Genomic DNA, 15777 nt, shown 5'->3' with positions numbered 1-15777 from the left:
GTAGGAACGCAAAACGCCATAACAAGAGAGAGCCGCTGCGCTAAACGGCCAAAATTGAACACAAAAGAGTCCTAAAAAAGTTGGCACAGATTTTTCATATAGATTGATACAACCCGATTTATCCCGTGCTCTCTTCAGTATTTGCTGAAGAACTGGTCAACCCACAAAGTTGACCATTTTTTTTATCCGCGCGTCGGCAATCGCTGACCAAAGTGACGCTGCAAACACTCTCTCAACCGTGACAAGGTGATAGGCTTGGCGAGAAAGTCATCCATCCCCTGCGCCAGACAGCAGGCCTTGTCCTCCGCCATCGCATTGGCTGTCAGGGCGACGATAGGCATGGTGCATCCCAACTCACGCAAGCGCCGGGTGGCTTCCAGTCCGTCCATCAGGGGCATCCGCATATCCATCAGGATCAGATCCGGGAGCTGCTCATCCACCTGCGCCAGCGCCTCCAGACCATTGGCAGCCAGCCGTACCTTGCCCACCAGTTTTTGCAGCATCAGCGACACCACCAGCTGGTTCACCGGGCTGTCCTCCACCACCAGCACATCCAGTGGCAGCAGTGCCGAAGCCCCCTCCTCCCGCTGCGGCTGGCTATGGCAAGGCAACGCCATACCGGGCAGTTCGAACCAAAAACAGCTTCCCTTGCCCGGCTCGCTCTTCAGGTGGATCTCTCCCCCCATAAGCGTCACCAGACGCTTGCTGATGGCAAGACCGAGGCCGGTACCAGAAAAACGCCGGGTGGCCGAGTTGTCGACCTGGGAGAAGGGTTCAAACAGCAGCGCCTGATCCGCATCAGCGATCCCGATCCCGGTGTCGGAGACCGAGATCAGCAGCCTCTCATCCTGCCAACCCAGGTGCAGTGTCACCTGCCCCTGTTCGGTAAATTTGAGGGCGTTGTCCAGCAGATTGCCCATCACCTGCGACAGACGCATCGGATCCCCCTGCAACTCCCGGGGGACCGACTCATCGACCCGATAAACCAGCGCGATCCCCTTGGCGGTCGCGCGAGCTTGCAGCGGCTCGACCAGAGATTGGCACAGCTGGACGGGTTGCAGGGTCTCGCAGTGAAACACCAGGGTTTGCGACTCGATTTTCGAAAAATCGAGCACGTCGTCGATGATGGTTTGCAGCAATCTGGCCGAGTGGGTGGCATGGCGCAGCAGGCTCTGTTGCTCCGGCGCCAGCTCGGCATGCTGCACCAGATCGAGCATCCCCAACACCGCATTCATGGGCGAGCGGATCTCGTGGGTCATCATGGCGAGAAACTGGGACTTGGCACGGTTGGCCGCTTCGGCCTCATCCCGCGCCCGCGCCAGCTCCTCTTCCCTACGGATCTGGTTGCTGATATCCCGGGCTGTGCCGCGATAACCGATAAACAGGCCATCATGGTCAAAACAGGGCTCGGCGCTCACTTCCATCCAGCAGGGGCCGTGTTGCAGCGCAACCAGCATCCGCACCCCTCGCACCGGCTGGCGCAGCTCCAAAAGCTGCAGATATTTCTGGGCATCGCAGCTCTGCTTGTTGCAGACGTAGTCATAGAGGGTCGGCCGGGTCGCTTGCGGGGTCATCTCATCCAGATAACCCGGCTCTGAGGCATAACTGAGGCGATGCTCGGCATCTGTCTCCCAGAACCAGTCAGAGGCCATGGCGGCGAAGCTGCGAAAACGGCGTTCGCTGGCCTGCAGCGCCTCGGTTTTTACCGCGACTTGCTCCTGCAACCGGGCCCGATAAGTGATGTTGACCAGCGCCTGGGCGATAAGCGGACGGCAACGCTCCATGGCGGCCTTGCTGGTAAGATCGAAGGTGCCCGCCCGAGCGTGTCGGCAGATGAGGGTGGCGGTAAAACCGGGGGCCTGCAGCCCGGTCAACATCACGCTGGCCCAGCCCGGCTCGCTCGCCAGCGGCGCCAGCTCAGGGAGCTGGGCGGGATCGTAAATCACCAGGGTTTCACCGGCGATGGCGCGGGCAAAGGCCGGGGTCATGTGCCAGCTGCGGGCAGCGCGCATCAGTTCGGTACTGAGGTGGGTACTTCCCAGCTCCCCTTCCCAGGCCACCACATCCGCGTGCTCAAAGCCGATAAAGGGTTTGAGCACCTGGATAAGGCTCTCCAACACCTGCTCCAGCGTCTTGGCATCGGCGAGGGTGGCAACCCCACCCAGCAGGGTCTGGGACTCGTGACGATACTTGGCCTCGCGCTCGCGGCAACGCATAAGGTCGACCAGCGTGGTCTGCAATTTGTCGCCGAGGGCTTCCAGTTCACTGTTGCCAATCATCTTGTTGCCTGCTCTGTTATGTTCTGCCGACTCAACGGGTCAGGAAAATCACGCTCGATACCATCAAGTTGCCGTGGGCCAGCTCGCCATTGGGCAGCCGCCCCTGCTCGCCGAAGGTAAAGGGGGTAATAAAAGGGATCTTGCCGAGGCGAGCCTGGCTCTGCTCGGCAAATTGGCACAACATATCACCTAGCGCCAAACGGCAACCAGCACAAAAGATGATGAGCGCGCCGATAGGCTGCAATTCCACATCGACCCCATACCCGGGCTCGACGCGCATGGCATTGAGGCTGCGCTGCAACAACCCTTCCTGACTGCTGTACATCAACAGCAGACGCTCCCCTTGCACCACATCGGTAAAGAGCCGCAGCCCGCCCTGTTCGGTCACCGCTTCGGGATGGGAGAGTTTGTAGTAAGGAATGCCATCCAGCGCCCCCACCTGACGAGCCAGCGGGGTGAGCGTGGTCTCGCGCAAAATAGCCCCCACCGGCCAGGGCTGCTCGCGCCCGCACCAGCGGGCATAGACCTCGGCAGCAGGCTGGTGATCGATGGTGAGTACCTCCCGCCCATTGCAGGCTGTGATCTCGCCGCTGAATTCGGCAGGCACATAACCGGAGTGAAACTGAAAAGCCAGCTGGCAATCGGGATAGAGCACCGCCAGACCGATGCCATCCTGAGCCACCGCCTCATCCCAGCAGAGCTGCCAGTCACCGCTGACACTGTTATCTGCCGCGGATCCACCGACCACCGGCACCGAGGCACCGAGTTCTGCCTCGATTCCGGCCAGCAGCCCCTCCTCCTTGCCGGGACTGGCATGAAACAGGATCAACTGGGGCAGCTCGCCCGGCCGACCACAGTCGCTCATGGCTCGGCGCAGCAACTGCCGCACATCCACCCCGTCACCGCTGGCACCGGCTACCCCGAAGGCCCCTTTCTCGTCATACAGAGCCGCCACCGCCAGCCCATATCCGTCTCGGGCGTGGTGTCCCATCTCGGTCATGACACCACCGCAAGAGCTGCAACCCAACAGACGGGTCGTCGGGAACTGGCATTTGAGCGCTTCGCGCAGTATCGCCCCGTCATGGGCTTGGGTAAAATAGAGTAACAGCAGGGAGGGGGCCTGATCGGCATGGTGGCGCAGCTGCGCGCAGATATCTTGGGCCGCCAGCGATGAATTCTGGGCGAGGGAGTGAACGGTCAGAAATTTCAACACCATCTCCTTGTTTTATCGAATGGCAGCCTCAAGCAAAAATCATACCTTTATCAAACAATTATCTCGCTTCGCTTGCTAACATAGCGGTCAACTGAGACCAATAACAGGACGCCCATATGTGGCAAAAAAACATCAATGACTTCGATCGGGTCGTTGCCATCGGTGGTGGCCACGGCATGGGGCGAGTGCTTTCGTCCCTCTCGTTTCTCGGTCAACGGCTCACCGGCATCGTCGCCACCACAGATGATGGTGGCTCGACCGGACGCCTGCGCAAGAGTCAGGAGTGCATCGCCTGGGGCGATCTGCGCAACTGCCTGAACCAGCTGGTGACCGATCCCAGCATCGGCAGCCTGTTGTTCGAGTACCGCTTCGCCGGCAAAGGCGAGCTGGCGGGCCACAACCTTGGCAACCTGATGCTGCTGGCGCTCGATAATCTCTGTGTCCGTCCTCTTGATGCTATCAAGCTGATCAGTGACATGCTCAAAATCGAGTCACAATTGCTACCCATGTCTGAATTTCCCACCGATCTCTGCGCCCATATGGAGTGTGGCACCCAGATCCTGGGAGAGGTATCCATCGATCAACTTGCAACACCGCCCCTCTCTCTCGGCCTGATGCCGGAGGTGCAAGCGACCCGCGAAGCGGTGCTGGCACTGCAGCAAGCGGACATGATCATTCTTGGGCCGGGCAGTTTTCTCACCTCCATCATGCCGCCACTGCTGCTGGCCGAGATCGCCCAGGCCATCAACGAGAGCAGCGCCATGCTGGTTTTCGTTTGCAATCTGGTGGCGGAAAACGGCCCTGCCAGCCAGCTGGATCTGATGAGTCAGTGTCGCTGGCTGGAATCCCGGGTCGGCCAGGGTCGGCTGGATGCCATCCTGGCCCCACAGGGCGCAGGTGATGCGGGGGACTGGCAAGGGCGAGTGATCGAAGCCGAGCTGGGCGAGCTTGAGCTGCCCCATCGGCACGATCGGTTGAAGCTGAAACTGGCGCTGGACCGGATCATCCAGCAACTGCTCAACCAGCGTTAGGCAACGGTCACGGCGCCCCGGCATCCCTGCATGGTGCCGTTACTGATAATCGGCAAGAAACGCGAGCACCTGAGGCAAGGAGGCCTCAAGCATTTGCAACTGGCGCTCTGCCTCGGCCACATCCGCCTGCTTGCTGGCCATCTCAAGTGCCATCACCTGCTGATAGCTCGGCATGGCGCCGTAGCTGCCACAGGATGATTTCATGCTGTGCGCCACCCGAGCCAGCGCCTCCCACTCCCCCTGCTCATAGAGGGGCCTGAGCTGACTCAGCTGCTCGCCCACCTCTTCAATAAAGACTGCGATGACCACGGGCAGCATATCCGGACCGATATCCTCTGCCAGCTGCTGCAACACCTTGCGATCCACCCACTCCATGCGAGGCTCCTCCTGAACGGTATTCAAACAGACCATACTATAGATAGTTTTCGATGTCGTGGCGCACGACCAGGCTGTGATGAAGCACCCGATTGGATGGCTCAGGGAATAAAATGGCAAAAAACGTGATCAGTATCGAAATAGCGATGCTAAAACGCCCGTCAAGACAACAACTTGATTGCCACAAATTAACAATTGATCAACACTCAATGCCGTCAGAGTGATGATGCTCAGCAACACCTCTCATCCCTTTTGCCTTTTATGGCTGCTGCGAAGAACCAGGGTAGGTATCTACCCTGGTATTTTTTTATCTTGCTCAAGCGCAACCCGATTGGTCGCCACCCGCTCCCCCATGCGAAACAGATTGAATTCGCCGGGCGCCATTTTGACCCAATTCTCATTGCCGGTCAGCGGACGGGTGGTGATCAGGGTCACCACATCGTTGGGGGTGGTCTCGCTTTGAAAGTCGATCACCACCTCCTCATCCAGCAGGCTCGCCTCGCCAAATGGCGCACAACGGGTCAGCCAATGCAGGTTGTTGGTGCAGTAGCTCATCACATACTCCCCGTCCGAGAGCAGCATGTTGAATACCCCGAACGCTCTGAGCTCGTCACACAAAGTGGCGAGATAGCGAAACATGGCGGGAAAGTTGGCCGGACGCTTGGGATATTTTTGCTCCAGCCGGTCGAGCAGCCAGCAGAAGGCGTGCTCGCTGTCGGTATCCCCTACCGGACGGTGGCGACCGGTTGGCAGCTTCTTGTAACCGGTCAGCTGACCGTTGTGAGCGAAGGTCCAGTAACGGCCCCACAGCTCACGGGTAAAGGGGTGGGTATTTTCCAGCGACACGCAGCCACGGTTGGCCTGCCGAATGTGGCTGACCACGGCGCAGCTCTTGATGGGCAACGCCTGTACCAGTCTGGCGATGGGAGATTGGGCACTGGGCTCGGGATCCTTGAAGGTGCGAAAGCCCTTCCCCTCGTAGAAGGTGATCCCCCAGCCATCCTTGTGGGGCCCTGTCTTGCCGCCGCGCAGCATCAACCCAGTAAAGCTGAAGCAGATATCGGTCGGCACATTGGCACTCATGCCGAGCAGTTCGCACATATCCGGCAGACTCCTTTCATGATTTGGCTTGTGTCATGTTCGACCAGCACACTGGTTCGACAGACAGCAGGGGAAAGCGCAATTCCTTCCCCTGTGGCAGCAACCGGTCGATGACAAACCATTAACCTGTGATGCCCTTGTCCGGTAGCGTGGCCTGATTACTTGGCCATCTCTTTTTCGACCAGCTGGATCAGGATGTGGATCACCTTGATGTGCACTTCCTGAATACGGTCGGCATAGCCAAAGTGCGGAACCCGGATCTCGACATCCGCCAGGCCTGCCATCTTGCCGCCATCCTTGCCGGTCAGGGCGATCACTTTCATCCCTTTGGCGCGGGCAGCCTCGATGGCTTTCAGGATATTGCCGGAGTTGCCGCTGGTGGAGATACCAAGCAGCACGTCGCCACGGCGGCCGACCGCTTCTACGTAACGGGAGAAGACATAGTCATAGCCAAAGTCGTTGGAGACGCAGGAGAGGTGGCTCGGATCGGAGATGGCGATACCGGCGTAACCCGGGCGGTTCTCGCGATAGCGACCGGTCAGCTCTTCGGCAAAGTGCATGGCGTCACAGTGGGAACCACCGTTGCCACAAGAGAGCACCTTGCCCTCTTCCTTGAAAGAGTCAGCCAGCAGTTTGGCGGCCGCTTCGATGTTTTTCAGGTTCTGCTCATCAGCCAGGAAGGCCTGCAGCACGCTGGCAGCTTCGGTCAGTTCATTGCGGATCAATTCTTGGTACATGATGTCTCTTCCACTGTTTTTAGTGTGCGTGTAGATCGCAGCTATTCTCGCACAAGCGAATCGCACAGTCGCCCCCCTGCGAGCCACAGCGCTGGCGGCGCGTGAGCGTTATGGGGATCACAGAGAGAAGGTAATGAAGATGTAAACAGCTTGATAACTTTGTGCGTATGAATTACAACAGGGGCCATATCCAACAGGTCAGACCTCTGGATGAGTTACACCAAGTTGGCACATTTATACACGCAAGGAGCAAGCAATGACGACGACCCTCACTCTGCTCGGGGTGATCCTGGTTATCGGAGCCCTGGCCTATCGCCGGGCATCCCTGTTCATCTCCACCCTGGTCACCGGCGCCGCCCTGGCGCTTGGCGCCATCTATGGTCATGTGCCCTTGCTGGTATGGGCGCTGTTCGCGGTGATCGCCATCCCGCTCAATCTGGTGGAATTTCGCCGCAATCAAATAACCAAGCCGCTGTTCAAGATCTACAAATCGATCATGCCGGAGATGTCCCGCACCGAGAAAGAAGCGATCGAAGCGGGCACAACCTGGTGGGAAGCCGATCTGTTCGCGGGCAACCCGGACTGGAAAAAACTGCACGCCATTCCGGTCAGCACCCTATCTGCCGAAGAACAGGCCTTTATGGATGGTCCGGTCGAGGAAGTGTGCCGCATGGTGAGCGACTGGGAAGTGACCCACGAGCGCGCGGATCTCTCCCCCGAGGTGTGGCAATACCTGAAGGACAACAAGTTCTTCGCCATGATCATCAAGAAGAAATATGGCGGTCTGGAGTTCTCGGCCTACGCCCAGTCCTGCGTCCTGCAAAAACTGTGCGGAGCCAGCGCCGTGCTCGCCTCCACCGTCGGCGTGCCCAACTCGCTGGGCCCGGGCGAACTGCTGCAGCACTATGGCACCGACGAGCAGAAAGATTACTACCTGCCCCGCCTGGCGGTAGGTAAAGAGATCCCCTGCTTCGCCCTGACCAGCCCGGAAGCGGGCTCTGACGCTGGCTCCATCCCCGACTTCGGTATCGTCTGCAAGGGTGAGTGGGAAGGAAAAGAGGTGCTCGGTATGCGCCTCACCTGGAACAAGCGCTACATCACGCTCGCCCCTATCGCCACCGTCTTGGGTCTCGCCTTCAAACTGCGTGATCCGGAACACCTGTTGGGGGATGAGGAAGAGCTTGGCATCACCTGCGCCCTCATTCCCACTCACATCAAGGGGGTCGGCATCGGCCGTCGCCACTTCCCGCTCAACGTGCCGTTCCAGAACGGCCCGACCCAGGGCAAGGATGTGTTCGTCCCGCTCGATTTCATCATCGGTGGCCCGGCCATGGCTGGTCAGGGCTGGCGCATGCTGGTCGAGTGTCTGTCGGTTGGCCGCGGTATCACATTGCCCTCCAACAGCACAGGTGGCGTCAAGATGCTGGCCCTGGCAAGCGGCGCCTACAGCCGCATCCGTCGCCAGTTCAAGCTGCCCATCGGCAAGATGGAAGGGATTGAAGAGCCGCTGGCCCGCATCGGTGGCAACGCCTACATCATGGGCGCCGCAGCCAACCTGACCGTGACCGGCATCGACCTTGGCGAGAAGCCCTCGGTCGTCTCCGCCATCGTCAAATACCACCTCACCGACCGTGCCCAGAAGTGCATCATCGATGCCATGGACATCCACGGCGGCAAAGCCATCTGCATGGGCCCCAACAACTATCTGGCCCGTGGCTATCAGGGTGCGCCCATCGCCGTTACGGTAGAAGGGGCCAACATCCTGACACGCAGCATGATCATCTATGGTCAGGGCGCTATCCGCTGCCACCCGTATGTACTGCCGGAGATGCTGGCTGCCAGCCACCCGGATAAAGAGCAGGCGCTGAAAGATTTCGACAAGGCAGTATTCAGCCACGTCGGCTTTGCCATCAGCAACCTGGTGCGCAGCTTCTGGCTCGGTATCACCGGCGCACGCTTTGCCGCTTCACCGTACAAGGATCAGACCAAGGGCTACTACCAGCAGCTCTCCCGCCTTTCGGCCAACCTGGCGTTCCTGTCAGACATGGCGATGGGCACCCTGGGTGGCGAGCTCAAGCGCAAGGAGCGGGTCTCCGCCCGCCTTGGCGACGTGCTGAGCCAGCTCTATCTGGCCTCCAGCGCCCTCAAGCGCTATCAGGATGAGGGACGCCAGCAGGCCGACCTGCCGCTGCTGCACTGGGCACTGCAAGATGCCCTGTTCAAGGCCCAAGAGGCGATCGACGAGCTGCTGCGTAACTTCCCGAACCGCTGGATTGGCCTTGCCCTGCGCGCCGTGGTGCTGCCGCTGGGTCGCGACATGAAGCGTCCGAGCGACAAACTGGACAACCAGGTTGCCCGCCTGCTGCAAACCCCGAGCGAGACCCGCAGCCGCCTGGCCAAGGGCCAGTACCTGACCCGCGAAGAGGGTAACCCCTTCGGTCTACTAGAGCAGGCGCTCGAGGACGTGCTGGCCGCCGAACCGCTGTTTGACAAGGTGTGCAAGGCTGACGGCGTCAAGCGCCCCTTCCTGGCACTGGACAAGGTGGCCGACATCGGCCTCGCGGCTGGCGTGCTGAGCCAGAGCGAAGCGGAGCTGCTGCGCCGCGCCGAAGTGAGTCGCCTGCGCACCATCAACGTCGATGACTTTGACCCCATCGAGCTGGTGGCCAACAAGAAGCTGTTTGAAGCCTCGGCTTACCATCGCGCCGCCTGATATCAAGGCATTCTGACAACGCCTCTCTTGTGGAGGCGTTTTTTATTTCATGGCTGCAACAGCTTGGCCAGCTCCCCCGACCAGCGCCCTTCCCCGTGTCCTCGCCCGCAAAACAGTGCACAATAGCCGGCAAACCGAATCACAAAGGAAGCCAGGATGACCCTTGAGCACCTGATCCAGTGGCGCCGTGACCTGCACCGCCTGCCGGAAGCGGCCTGGAAAGAGTTTCGTACCACCAGCCTGATTGCCCACCATCTGAATGAACTTGGCTATCACATCGTGCTTGGCGACAAGCTGCTGGCCAGCAATCTGATGATGGGGCGCGATGTCGATGTGGCCGCCGAGAAAGCCCGCGCCCGCCGTCAGGGAGCCCATCCCGACTGGCTGGAGCGCATTGGCGACGTGACCGGGCTGATGGGAGAACTGGATACCGGCCGCCCCGGCCCGACTCTGGCCTTTCGCTTCGATATCGACGCAGTCGAGGTGGAGGAGTCTGCCGCCGAGCAGCACCTGCCGCAGCAGGAGGGCTTTGCTTCTCACAACAAGGGGTGGATGCACGCCTGCGCCCACGATGGCCATACTGCCATCGGCCTGGGGCTGGCCAGCCGCCTGATGGCGATGAAAAAGGAGCTGTGCGGGCGCATCAAGCTCTTCTTCCAACCCGCAGAAGAGGGGTGCCGCGGTGGCAAGGCGCTGGCCGCAGGCGGGGCCCTCGATGATGTGGATGCCCTGCTCTCGCTCCATATCGGCATTCACGCCGGCAGCGGCGAGCTGGTGATCAACCCCACCGAGTTCCTCTGTTCAACCAAGTTCGACGTCCATTTCATGGGCACCGCCGCCCACGCCGGGCTCGAGCCCAATGCCGGCAGCAATGCGCTGGCTGCCGCTTGCATGGCTACCACCGCCATGCTCGGCATTCCGCGCCACCGCGACGGCATGACCCGCATCAACATCGGCCAGCTCCACGCCGGCAGCGGGCGCAACGTCATCCCCGATCATGCCGAACTGCACGGTGAAACCCGCGGCGCCGACAGCGCCCTCAACGACTACATGTTCAGCCAGGTGCAACGCATCGTCGAAGGCACTGCCCTTGCCCACGGCGTCACCTACCGCATCATCAAGCAGGGTGAGGCCATCGCGCTCGACAACAGCCCGGCGCTACAGGCCGAGCTGGCGGCGCTGGCTCGCAAGCAGGGGCTCGCCACCATCCAGACTCGCCGCTTTGGCGCCAGCGAAGATGCCGGTTTTCTGATGGAGCGGGTGCAAAAGCAGGGTGGCGAAGCGGCTTACCTGATCCTTGGCGCCGATCTGGCAGCGCCGCACCACCACAACGCCTTCGATTTCGACGAGCGGGTGATGCAGAGCGGGGTTGATCTGCTGGCGGCGTGGGCCCACGCCAGACTGGGGAATTCCGCTCATATCAAGGGATAAACCCGGTGGCTATCAGCTCGGAAACCTGAGCAAACAGGATCAAAAAAGGCGCCTATCAGCGCCTTTTTATTTGCTAACCGCTTGCCGCGGCGCAATGTCACTCAGCCGGTTGGCCATCACCGCGCTTGCGGTTGGTATTGGGACGACCGCCGGTCACAGCATCGGCACGCCCCTCCTCCTTGGCCTTCTCGGCGCGCTTTTTGCGCATCTCGCGCGGATCGGCGATGAGCGGACGATAGATCTCGATGCGATCGCCATCCTGCAGCAGATCGCTCCCTTTTACCGGACGGCTATAGATGCCGAACTTGTTGACCGACAAGTCGATCTCGGGGTGTTTTTGCACGATGCCGGACTGCTCGATGGCAGCCTGTACGCAGGTCTCGGGAGAAACCCGCAGCGCAATCACCGTCTGGCGCTGCGGCAGAGCATAGACCACTTCGATATTGAGCTGATCAGGCACCGTACACCACCTTGGCCCGGTTGGAGAAGGCGGAGACCATGGAGCTCACCAGATCGCGGAACACCTGGCCAAAGGCCACTTCGATGAGCTTGGAGGTAAATTCGAAATCGAGGTCAAACTCCACCTTGCAGGCATCCACGTCGAGGGGAGTAAAGGTCCACCAGCCTGCCAGCTTGCTGAAGGGGCCGTCCACCAGCTCCATCCTGATCTGGCGGTTTACATCCAGCTGGTTGCGGGTAGTAAAGGTTTTGGCGATGCCCGCCTTGGCCACATCGACCGACGCCATCATGTAATCGTCACCTGCCTCATGCACGCGGCTGCCGACACAGCCGGGCAAAAACTGCGGATAGGCATTCACATCGTTGACCAACTTGAACATCTGTTCGGCACTGAACATTACCAGGGCACTGCGAGTAATACGGGGCATGGCTTTTCCTCATCCAATCGCCGCGATTTTATCACCATGTTGGCGCTTTTGGAGGTAAAACCTCGGCCAAACTGCTCAGAAAGCGGCCACTTGACCCGTCGTGCGTTTTACAGCCGCCCCCGCCTACGTATAATACGAGCCTCCTAGTCATTGCCGGAAATCGCCCGTCATGAGCAAAAAAAACAGTAAAAACAAAGCCGGGTCCAGCACCATTGCACTCAACAGAACCGCGCGCCACGAATACTTCATCGAAGAGAAGATCGAAGCGGGTCTGTCCCTGCAAGGGTGGGAAGTCAAATCCCTGCGGGCGGGCAAGGCCAACATCAGCGAAGCCTATGTCATCTTCCGCGATGGCGAAGCCTACCTGTTCGGCTCCAGCTTCCTGCCACTGCAAGCGGCCTCCAGCCATGTGGTGTGTGACCCGACCCGTACCCGCAAACTGCTGCTGAGCCGTCGTGAACTCGACAAACTCGAAAGCCTGATTGCCCGTCAGGGCTATACCGTCGTCCCCCTCGCCCTCTACTGGAAACAGTGCTGGGTCAAGGTCGAGATCGGTCTGGTGAAGGGCAAGAAAGAGCACGACAAGCGCGAAGATACCAAGGCCCGCGAGTGGGATCGGGAAAAAGCCCGCATCATGAAGAACAAGTACCGCGGCTAACCCTCTGATGTCCGGACGATTCCCGTCCGGACACCTCACTTCCGGTTCCCCTCCCCCGGCCACTGCGCACAATAAATCGGCAAACAGACGACCAGCTGGCGGGAATAGCCATCAACGCCTTGCCATACCAGCATTTTTGCGTACAATCGCTCTTAACAACTTGGGGCTGATTCTGGATTCGACAAGATTCACGAAACCCAAGGTGCATGCCGAGGTGCGGTAGGCCTCGTTAATAAACCGCAAAAAAATAGTCGCAAACGACGAAAACTACGCACTCGCAGCTTAATAACCTGCGCTGAGCCCTTCTACCCTAGCTTGCCTGTGTCCTAGGGAATCGGAAGGTCATCCTTCACAGGATCGTGTGGAAGTCCTGCTCGGGGCGGAAGCATTAAAACCAATCGAGCTAGTCAATTCGTGGCGTGTCTCTCCGCAGCGGGTTGGCGAATGTAAAGAGTGACTAAGCATGTAGTGCCAAGGATGTAGTAATTTTGGACGGGGGTTCAAATCCCCCCAGCTCCACCAAACGTTTGGAAAGGGCCACCTCGCAAGAGGTGGCCCTTTTTATTTGTTCATCTGGTTCACAAAGATCCAACCTGTTGGCTTTTCGCGATCACTCTCACGGATTGACGGCTCTACTGTGGAGGCAAAACCAGTAATATAACGCACTGGTTCATAAGGATTCGTCATGCGCTTAGAGGATGCCTGCAGCCAACATTTCACCTTCGAGATGCTGTTTCACTGTGGTGAAACTTGGCAACGCATCCAATGCCCAAACTTGCCTGAACAAACCGAGAGCTGGCTGGCCTACCGTGAACTGGCAACGCATATTCTCGATCCGCTAGTAGAAACATTTGGTCACCCATTGCTGACCTATGGGTTTTGTGGGGTAACACTGCGCAAAGCTATTCTTTCCAACGCCTCCCCCGGTATAGCCCCCACACTGGATCAACATGCGGCCTGTGAACTCAATCAGCGAGGAAGAGTTGTCTGTCCTCGGCAAGGGGCCGCGGTTGATCTGATATACCCAGGGAAGAACAGCTATCAGGTAGCCCTTTGGTTGGCGCAGCACACCCCGTTTGATCGTCTCTATCTCTATGGCCCAGACCGGCCACTGCATATCAGCTATGGGCCCGAACAAAACCGCGTCTTGGTCGAACTCACCACTCACCATGGAAGACGAATGCCCAAGCGGCTGACACTCACCCAACTCAAAGGAATGTGCTGATGCTGACCCCCGAGCGCTTCACGCAACTGGTCGCTGCTCTGCCATACAAAAAAGTACTGCCCGACGCGGTCTATCTGCACAAAGAGACCCTGGCCACGACCAGCCCACAGCTCTACCGTTTTGTCTGTGCGGTGGCACAAGCGCTCAAACTCCCGGAGTGTGAATGGGATCTGGTCAAGTTGGCAAAGCAGGAGTTTCGGCTGTCACTGCTCAACTACCCCACCTTCTTCGAAGAGGCCTACCCCAGCCTCAAGCAGAGCGTGACCGTTGATCTGGCCAAACTAAGCCATACCGTTACCCGCTACGACAGCCTGGACAATCCGCCCATTCTGCATCGCAAAGAGTGCATGCTGACCCCCGATCACCCACAGGCAGAGAGCTGTCGCCAGATCACCGAAGAGGGGGTGTTGGCAGGGCTTTACGATCATCCCCGCATGATTGGCTTCAAAGCATCGTGGGAGCGGCTTATCGCAAGACATGGATACCAACTGGTTGATGGGCGCCTGTTTCGCACCTCCGCCCTGCCGCCCGAAGAGGGGGGCCCACAAATTGATCGCCATAAAACCGCGTTGGTTCGCCATGAACTCTCAGCCCCCATGAAGATGCTGGCACGCCATGGTTATCTCAACGGCGACTATGCGCTGTTTGATTACGGTTGCGGCCGGGGGGATGACCTGCGGGAGCTGGAAGCACACGGTATTGACACGCTGGGCTGGGACCCGAACTTTCGCCCGGATGGGGAGAAGGTGGTCTCCCATCTGGTCAATCTCGGTTTTGTGATCAACGTGATTGAGGATCAAGATGAGCGAATGGAGGCACTGCTCGGCGCCTGGGAGCTGACCCAAACCCTGCTGGTCGTCTCGGCCATGCTGGCCAACGACAGCTTTATTGCCCAGTTCACCCCTTATAAAGATGGCGTTATCACCTCGCGCAACACCTTTCAGCGCTACTACAACCAAAGCGAGCTCAAGCACTACATAGACAAAACACTGGATGAAAATGCCATCGCCGTGGGGCCAGGCATCTTCTATGTGTTCAAAGACAAGCTCGAAGAGCAGCGCTTTTTGGCGCAGCGCCAACGCCGAAGCCACAGCTGGCAGCAGCTGACCTCGCCCACCCCCAACCATCAGGCTACTGCAGCACTGCTGATCGCTCGCCATCAACCGCTGTTTGAAGCCTTCTGGCAGCGGGCGCTGACCCTTGGCCGAATCCCGGCCAATGACGAATTTGAACAAAGCGACGAGCTAAGAGAGATCGCTGGCAGTCATCGCAAAGCCATGACCCTGCTTGGCCAGCATTTTGACCTTGCCCAGTTAAAGCAGGCCGAGCTGGAGCGGCAGCAAGATTTGCAGGTCTACCTGGCGCTCAACCTGTTTGGCAAACGCCAAGCCTATACCCAATACCCCAGCGAGCTGCAGCGGGATATCAAAGCCTTTTTCGGTGGCAACCCGCAGGCACAACAGACAGCCAAAGCACTGCTCTACCAGATTGCGGATATCGCCCTTATCAACCAGGCCTGCGAGCTGGCCCATCAACAGCTACCCAACAGCCTACTCTATCCCAACCATTCACTGCTGCTGCACAAATGCTTTATTGCACAATTACCGCCGCTGCTGCGTGTCTACCTAGGAGCGGCTTGCCAGCTCTATGGTGACTTGACCGATATCGACGTGATCAAGCTGCACATCCGCTCCGGCAAGGTGAGCCTGATGGGGTATGACGACTTCAGCAAGCCCATCCCCCATCTGGTGGAGCGGGTCAAGATCAAGATGGCCGAGCAGGAGGTCGACTTCTTTGACTACATCAATGAGCAGACCCGGCCACCACTACTCAACAAAAGCTATCTGATGACACCGGATGATCCGAGCTTCAAGGCACAACGAGCGCTGGAGCAAAGATTGAGCAAACTGCTTGGGATGGACCTGGAAACAGAGCATCACTTGAGTCGCCAACAATATGAATCAGCTCTCAAAGAGCAAAAAAGGCGAATTTCAGGCTTTCGTATTTGTAGCGTAAAAGAGTAAAATTAGCGCCCCAAAATAACGTAAAAACCACTTATTCCTCGCTAAAACCCAATCAATAGTCTTATGAAAATATGTGATTACGTTAATTTTGACGTAACCCTAG

13 protein-coding genes and 1 other RNA gene are annotated in these 15777 nt (G+C 58.7%); 7 read left to right on the top strand and 7 right to left on the bottom strand.

Annotation, left to right across the window (positions count from 1 at the left end; translation table 11 throughout):
- Window positions 1-182: 182 nt before the first annotated feature.
- Complete coding sequence (locus tag G5367_RS06200) at window positions 183-2279, bottom strand: ATP-binding protein (protein ID WP_421244106.1); 2097 nt, start codon at window positions 2277-2279, stop codon at window positions 183-185.
- Between the two features lie 31 nt (window positions 2280-2310).
- A complete protein-coding gene (locus G5367_RS06195; RefSeq protein WP_421244107.1) occupies window positions 2311-3495 on the bottom strand; it encodes an FIST signal transduction protein in 1185 nt (394 codons plus the stop codon).
- Between the two features lie 113 nt (window positions 3496-3608).
- Here G5367_RS06195 and G5367_RS06190 point away from each other — a divergent pair, with 113 nt between their 5' ends.
- Window positions 3609-4523, top strand: a complete 915-nt coding sequence (locus tag G5367_RS06190) for a gluconeogenesis factor YvcK family protein (protein ID WP_047438497.1) — start codon at window positions 3609-3611, stop codon at window positions 4521-4523.
- A gap of 39 nt (window positions 4524-4562) precedes the next feature.
- On the opposite strand, the gene G5367_RS06185 is transcribed toward G5367_RS06190, so the two are convergent.
- From G5367_RS06185 to lpcA, 3 genes are all read right to left on the bottom strand, one after another.
- On the bottom strand, window positions 4563-4898 hold the full coding sequence (locus tag G5367_RS06185; RefSeq protein WP_337072673.1) for an Hpt domain-containing protein: 336 nt from the start codon (window positions 4896-4898) through the stop codon (window positions 4563-4565).
- A 291-nt stretch (window positions 4899-5189) separates the two neighbouring features.
- A complete protein-coding gene (locus G5367_RS06180; RefSeq protein ID WP_201995912.1) occupies window positions 5190-5999 on the bottom strand; it encodes a class II glutamine amidotransferase in 810 nt (269 codons plus the stop codon).
- A gap of 158 nt (window positions 6000-6157) precedes the next feature.
- Window positions 6158-6736 carry a D-sedoheptulose 7-phosphate isomerase gene (gene lpcA, locus G5367_RS06175; protein WP_005334485.1) on the bottom strand — a complete coding sequence of 193 codons (579 nt, stop codon included), beginning with the start codon at window positions 6734-6736 and terminating at the stop codon, window positions 6158-6160.
- 256 nt (window positions 6737-6992) lie between these two features.
- On the opposite strand from lpcA, the gene fadE reads away from it, so the two are divergent.
- Both fadE and G5367_RS06165 read left to right on the top strand, forming a co-directional pair.
- Entirely contained in the window at window positions 6993-9449 is a 2457-nt protein-coding gene (gene fadE, locus G5367_RS06170; RefSeq protein WP_421244108.1) for an acyl-CoA dehydrogenase FadE, read from the top strand.
- A gap of 156 nt (window positions 9450-9605) precedes the next feature.
- Entirely contained in the window at window positions 9606-10880 is a 1275-nt protein-coding gene (locus tag G5367_RS06165) for an amidohydrolase (RefSeq protein WP_421244109.1), read from the top strand.
- A gap of 97 nt (window positions 10881-10977) precedes the next feature.
- Here the strand turns inward: G5367_RS06165 and G5367_RS06160 are convergent, their stop codons facing one another.
- A complete protein-coding gene (locus G5367_RS06160; protein WP_005344097.1) occupies window positions 10978-11340 on the bottom strand; it encodes an RnfH family protein in 363 nt (120 codons plus the stop codon).
- On the bottom strand, window positions 11333-11767 hold the full coding sequence (locus G5367_RS06155) for an SRPBCC family protein (protein WP_005344096.1): 435 nt from the start codon (window positions 11765-11767) through the stop codon (window positions 11333-11335). Before G5367_RS06155 ends, G5367_RS06160 begins: the two co-directional genes overlap by 8 nt.
- A 169-nt stretch (window positions 11768-11936) precedes the next feature.
- Here G5367_RS06155 and smpB point away from each other — a divergent pair, with 169 nt between their 5' ends.
- From smpB to G5367_RS06135, 4 genes are all read left to right on the top strand, one after another.
- Window positions 11937-12425, top strand: coding sequence for an SsrA-binding protein SmpB (gene smpB, locus G5367_RS06150; RefSeq protein WP_005344095.1), 489 nt, complete (start codon window positions 11937-11939; stop codon window positions 12423-12425).
- Window positions 12426-12587: 162 nt separating this feature from the next.
- Window positions 12588-12947, top strand: a transfer-messenger RNA (tmRNA) gene (gene ssrA, locus G5367_RS06145).
- Between the two features lie 163 nt (window positions 12948-13110).
- Window positions 13111-13650, top strand: a complete 540-nt coding sequence (locus tag G5367_RS06140) for a hypothetical protein (protein ID WP_421244110.1) — start codon at window positions 13111-13113, stop codon at window positions 13648-13650.
- The gene (locus G5367_RS06135) at window positions 13650-15674 is read left to right on the top strand and encodes a DNA phosphorothioation-associated putative methyltransferase (RefSeq protein ID WP_421244111.1); all 2025 of its coding nucleotides are present in this window, start codon (window positions 13650-13652) and stop codon (window positions 15672-15674) included. Before G5367_RS06140 ends, G5367_RS06135 begins: the two co-directional genes overlap by 1 nt.
- The last annotated feature ends 103 nt before the right edge of the window (window positions 15675-15777 follow it).

The sequence above is a fragment of the Aeromonas sp. 604282 genome, from assembly GCF_049170575.1.
In the GTDB taxonomy this organism is placed as follows: Bacteria; Pseudomonadota; Gammaproteobacteria; order Enterobacterales; family Aeromonadaceae; genus Aeromonas; species Aeromonas veronii_A.
This window is presented reverse-complemented; position numbering and strand designations above follow the sequence as displayed.

Bases quoted from the DNA above. Each gene is read 5' to 3' on its own strand.
- fadE (WP_421244108.1), top strand. From the start codon at position 6,993: ATGACGACGACCCTCACTCTGCTCGGGGTGATCCTGGTTATCGGAGCC.
- lpcA (WP_005334485.1), bottom strand. From the start codon at position 6,736: ATGTACCAAGAATTGATCCGCAATGAACTGACCGAAGCTGCCAGCGTG.
- G5367_RS06195 (WP_421244107.1), bottom strand. From the start codon at position 3,495: ATGGTGTTGAAATTTCTGACCGTTCACTCCCTCGCCCAGAATTCATCG.
- G5367_RS06140 (WP_421244110.1), top strand. From the start codon at position 13,111: ATGCGCTTAGAGGATGCCTGCAGCCAACATTTCACCTTCGAGATGCTG.
- G5367_RS06180 (WP_201995912.1), bottom strand. From the start codon at position 5,999: ATGTGCGAACTGCTCGGCATGAGTGCCAATGTGCCGACCGATATCTGC.
- G5367_RS06155 (WP_005344096.1), bottom strand. From the start codon at position 11,767: ATGCCCCGTATTACTCGCAGTGCCCTGGTAATGTTCAGTGCCGAACAG.
- G5367_RS06185 (WP_337072673.1), bottom strand. From the start codon at position 4,898: ATGGAGTGGGTGGATCGCAAGGTGTTGCAGCAGCTGGCAGAGGATATC.
- G5367_RS06200 (WP_421244106.1), bottom strand. From the start codon at position 2,279: ATGATTGGCAACAGTGAACTGGAAGCCCTCGGCGACAAATTGCAGACC.
- smpB (WP_005344095.1), top strand. From the start codon at position 11,937: ATGAGCAAAAAAAACAGTAAAAACAAAGCCGGGTCCAGCACCATTGCA.
- G5367_RS06190 (WP_047438497.1), top strand. From the start codon at position 3,609: ATGTGGCAAAAAAACATCAATGACTTCGATCGGGTCGTTGCCATCGGT.
- G5367_RS06165 (WP_421244109.1), top strand. From the start codon at position 9,606: ATGACCCTTGAGCACCTGATCCAGTGGCGCCGTGACCTGCACCGCCTG.
- G5367_RS06135 (WP_421244111.1), top strand. From the start codon at position 13,650: ATGCTGACCCCCGAGCGCTTCACGCAACTGGTCGCTGCTCTGCCATAC.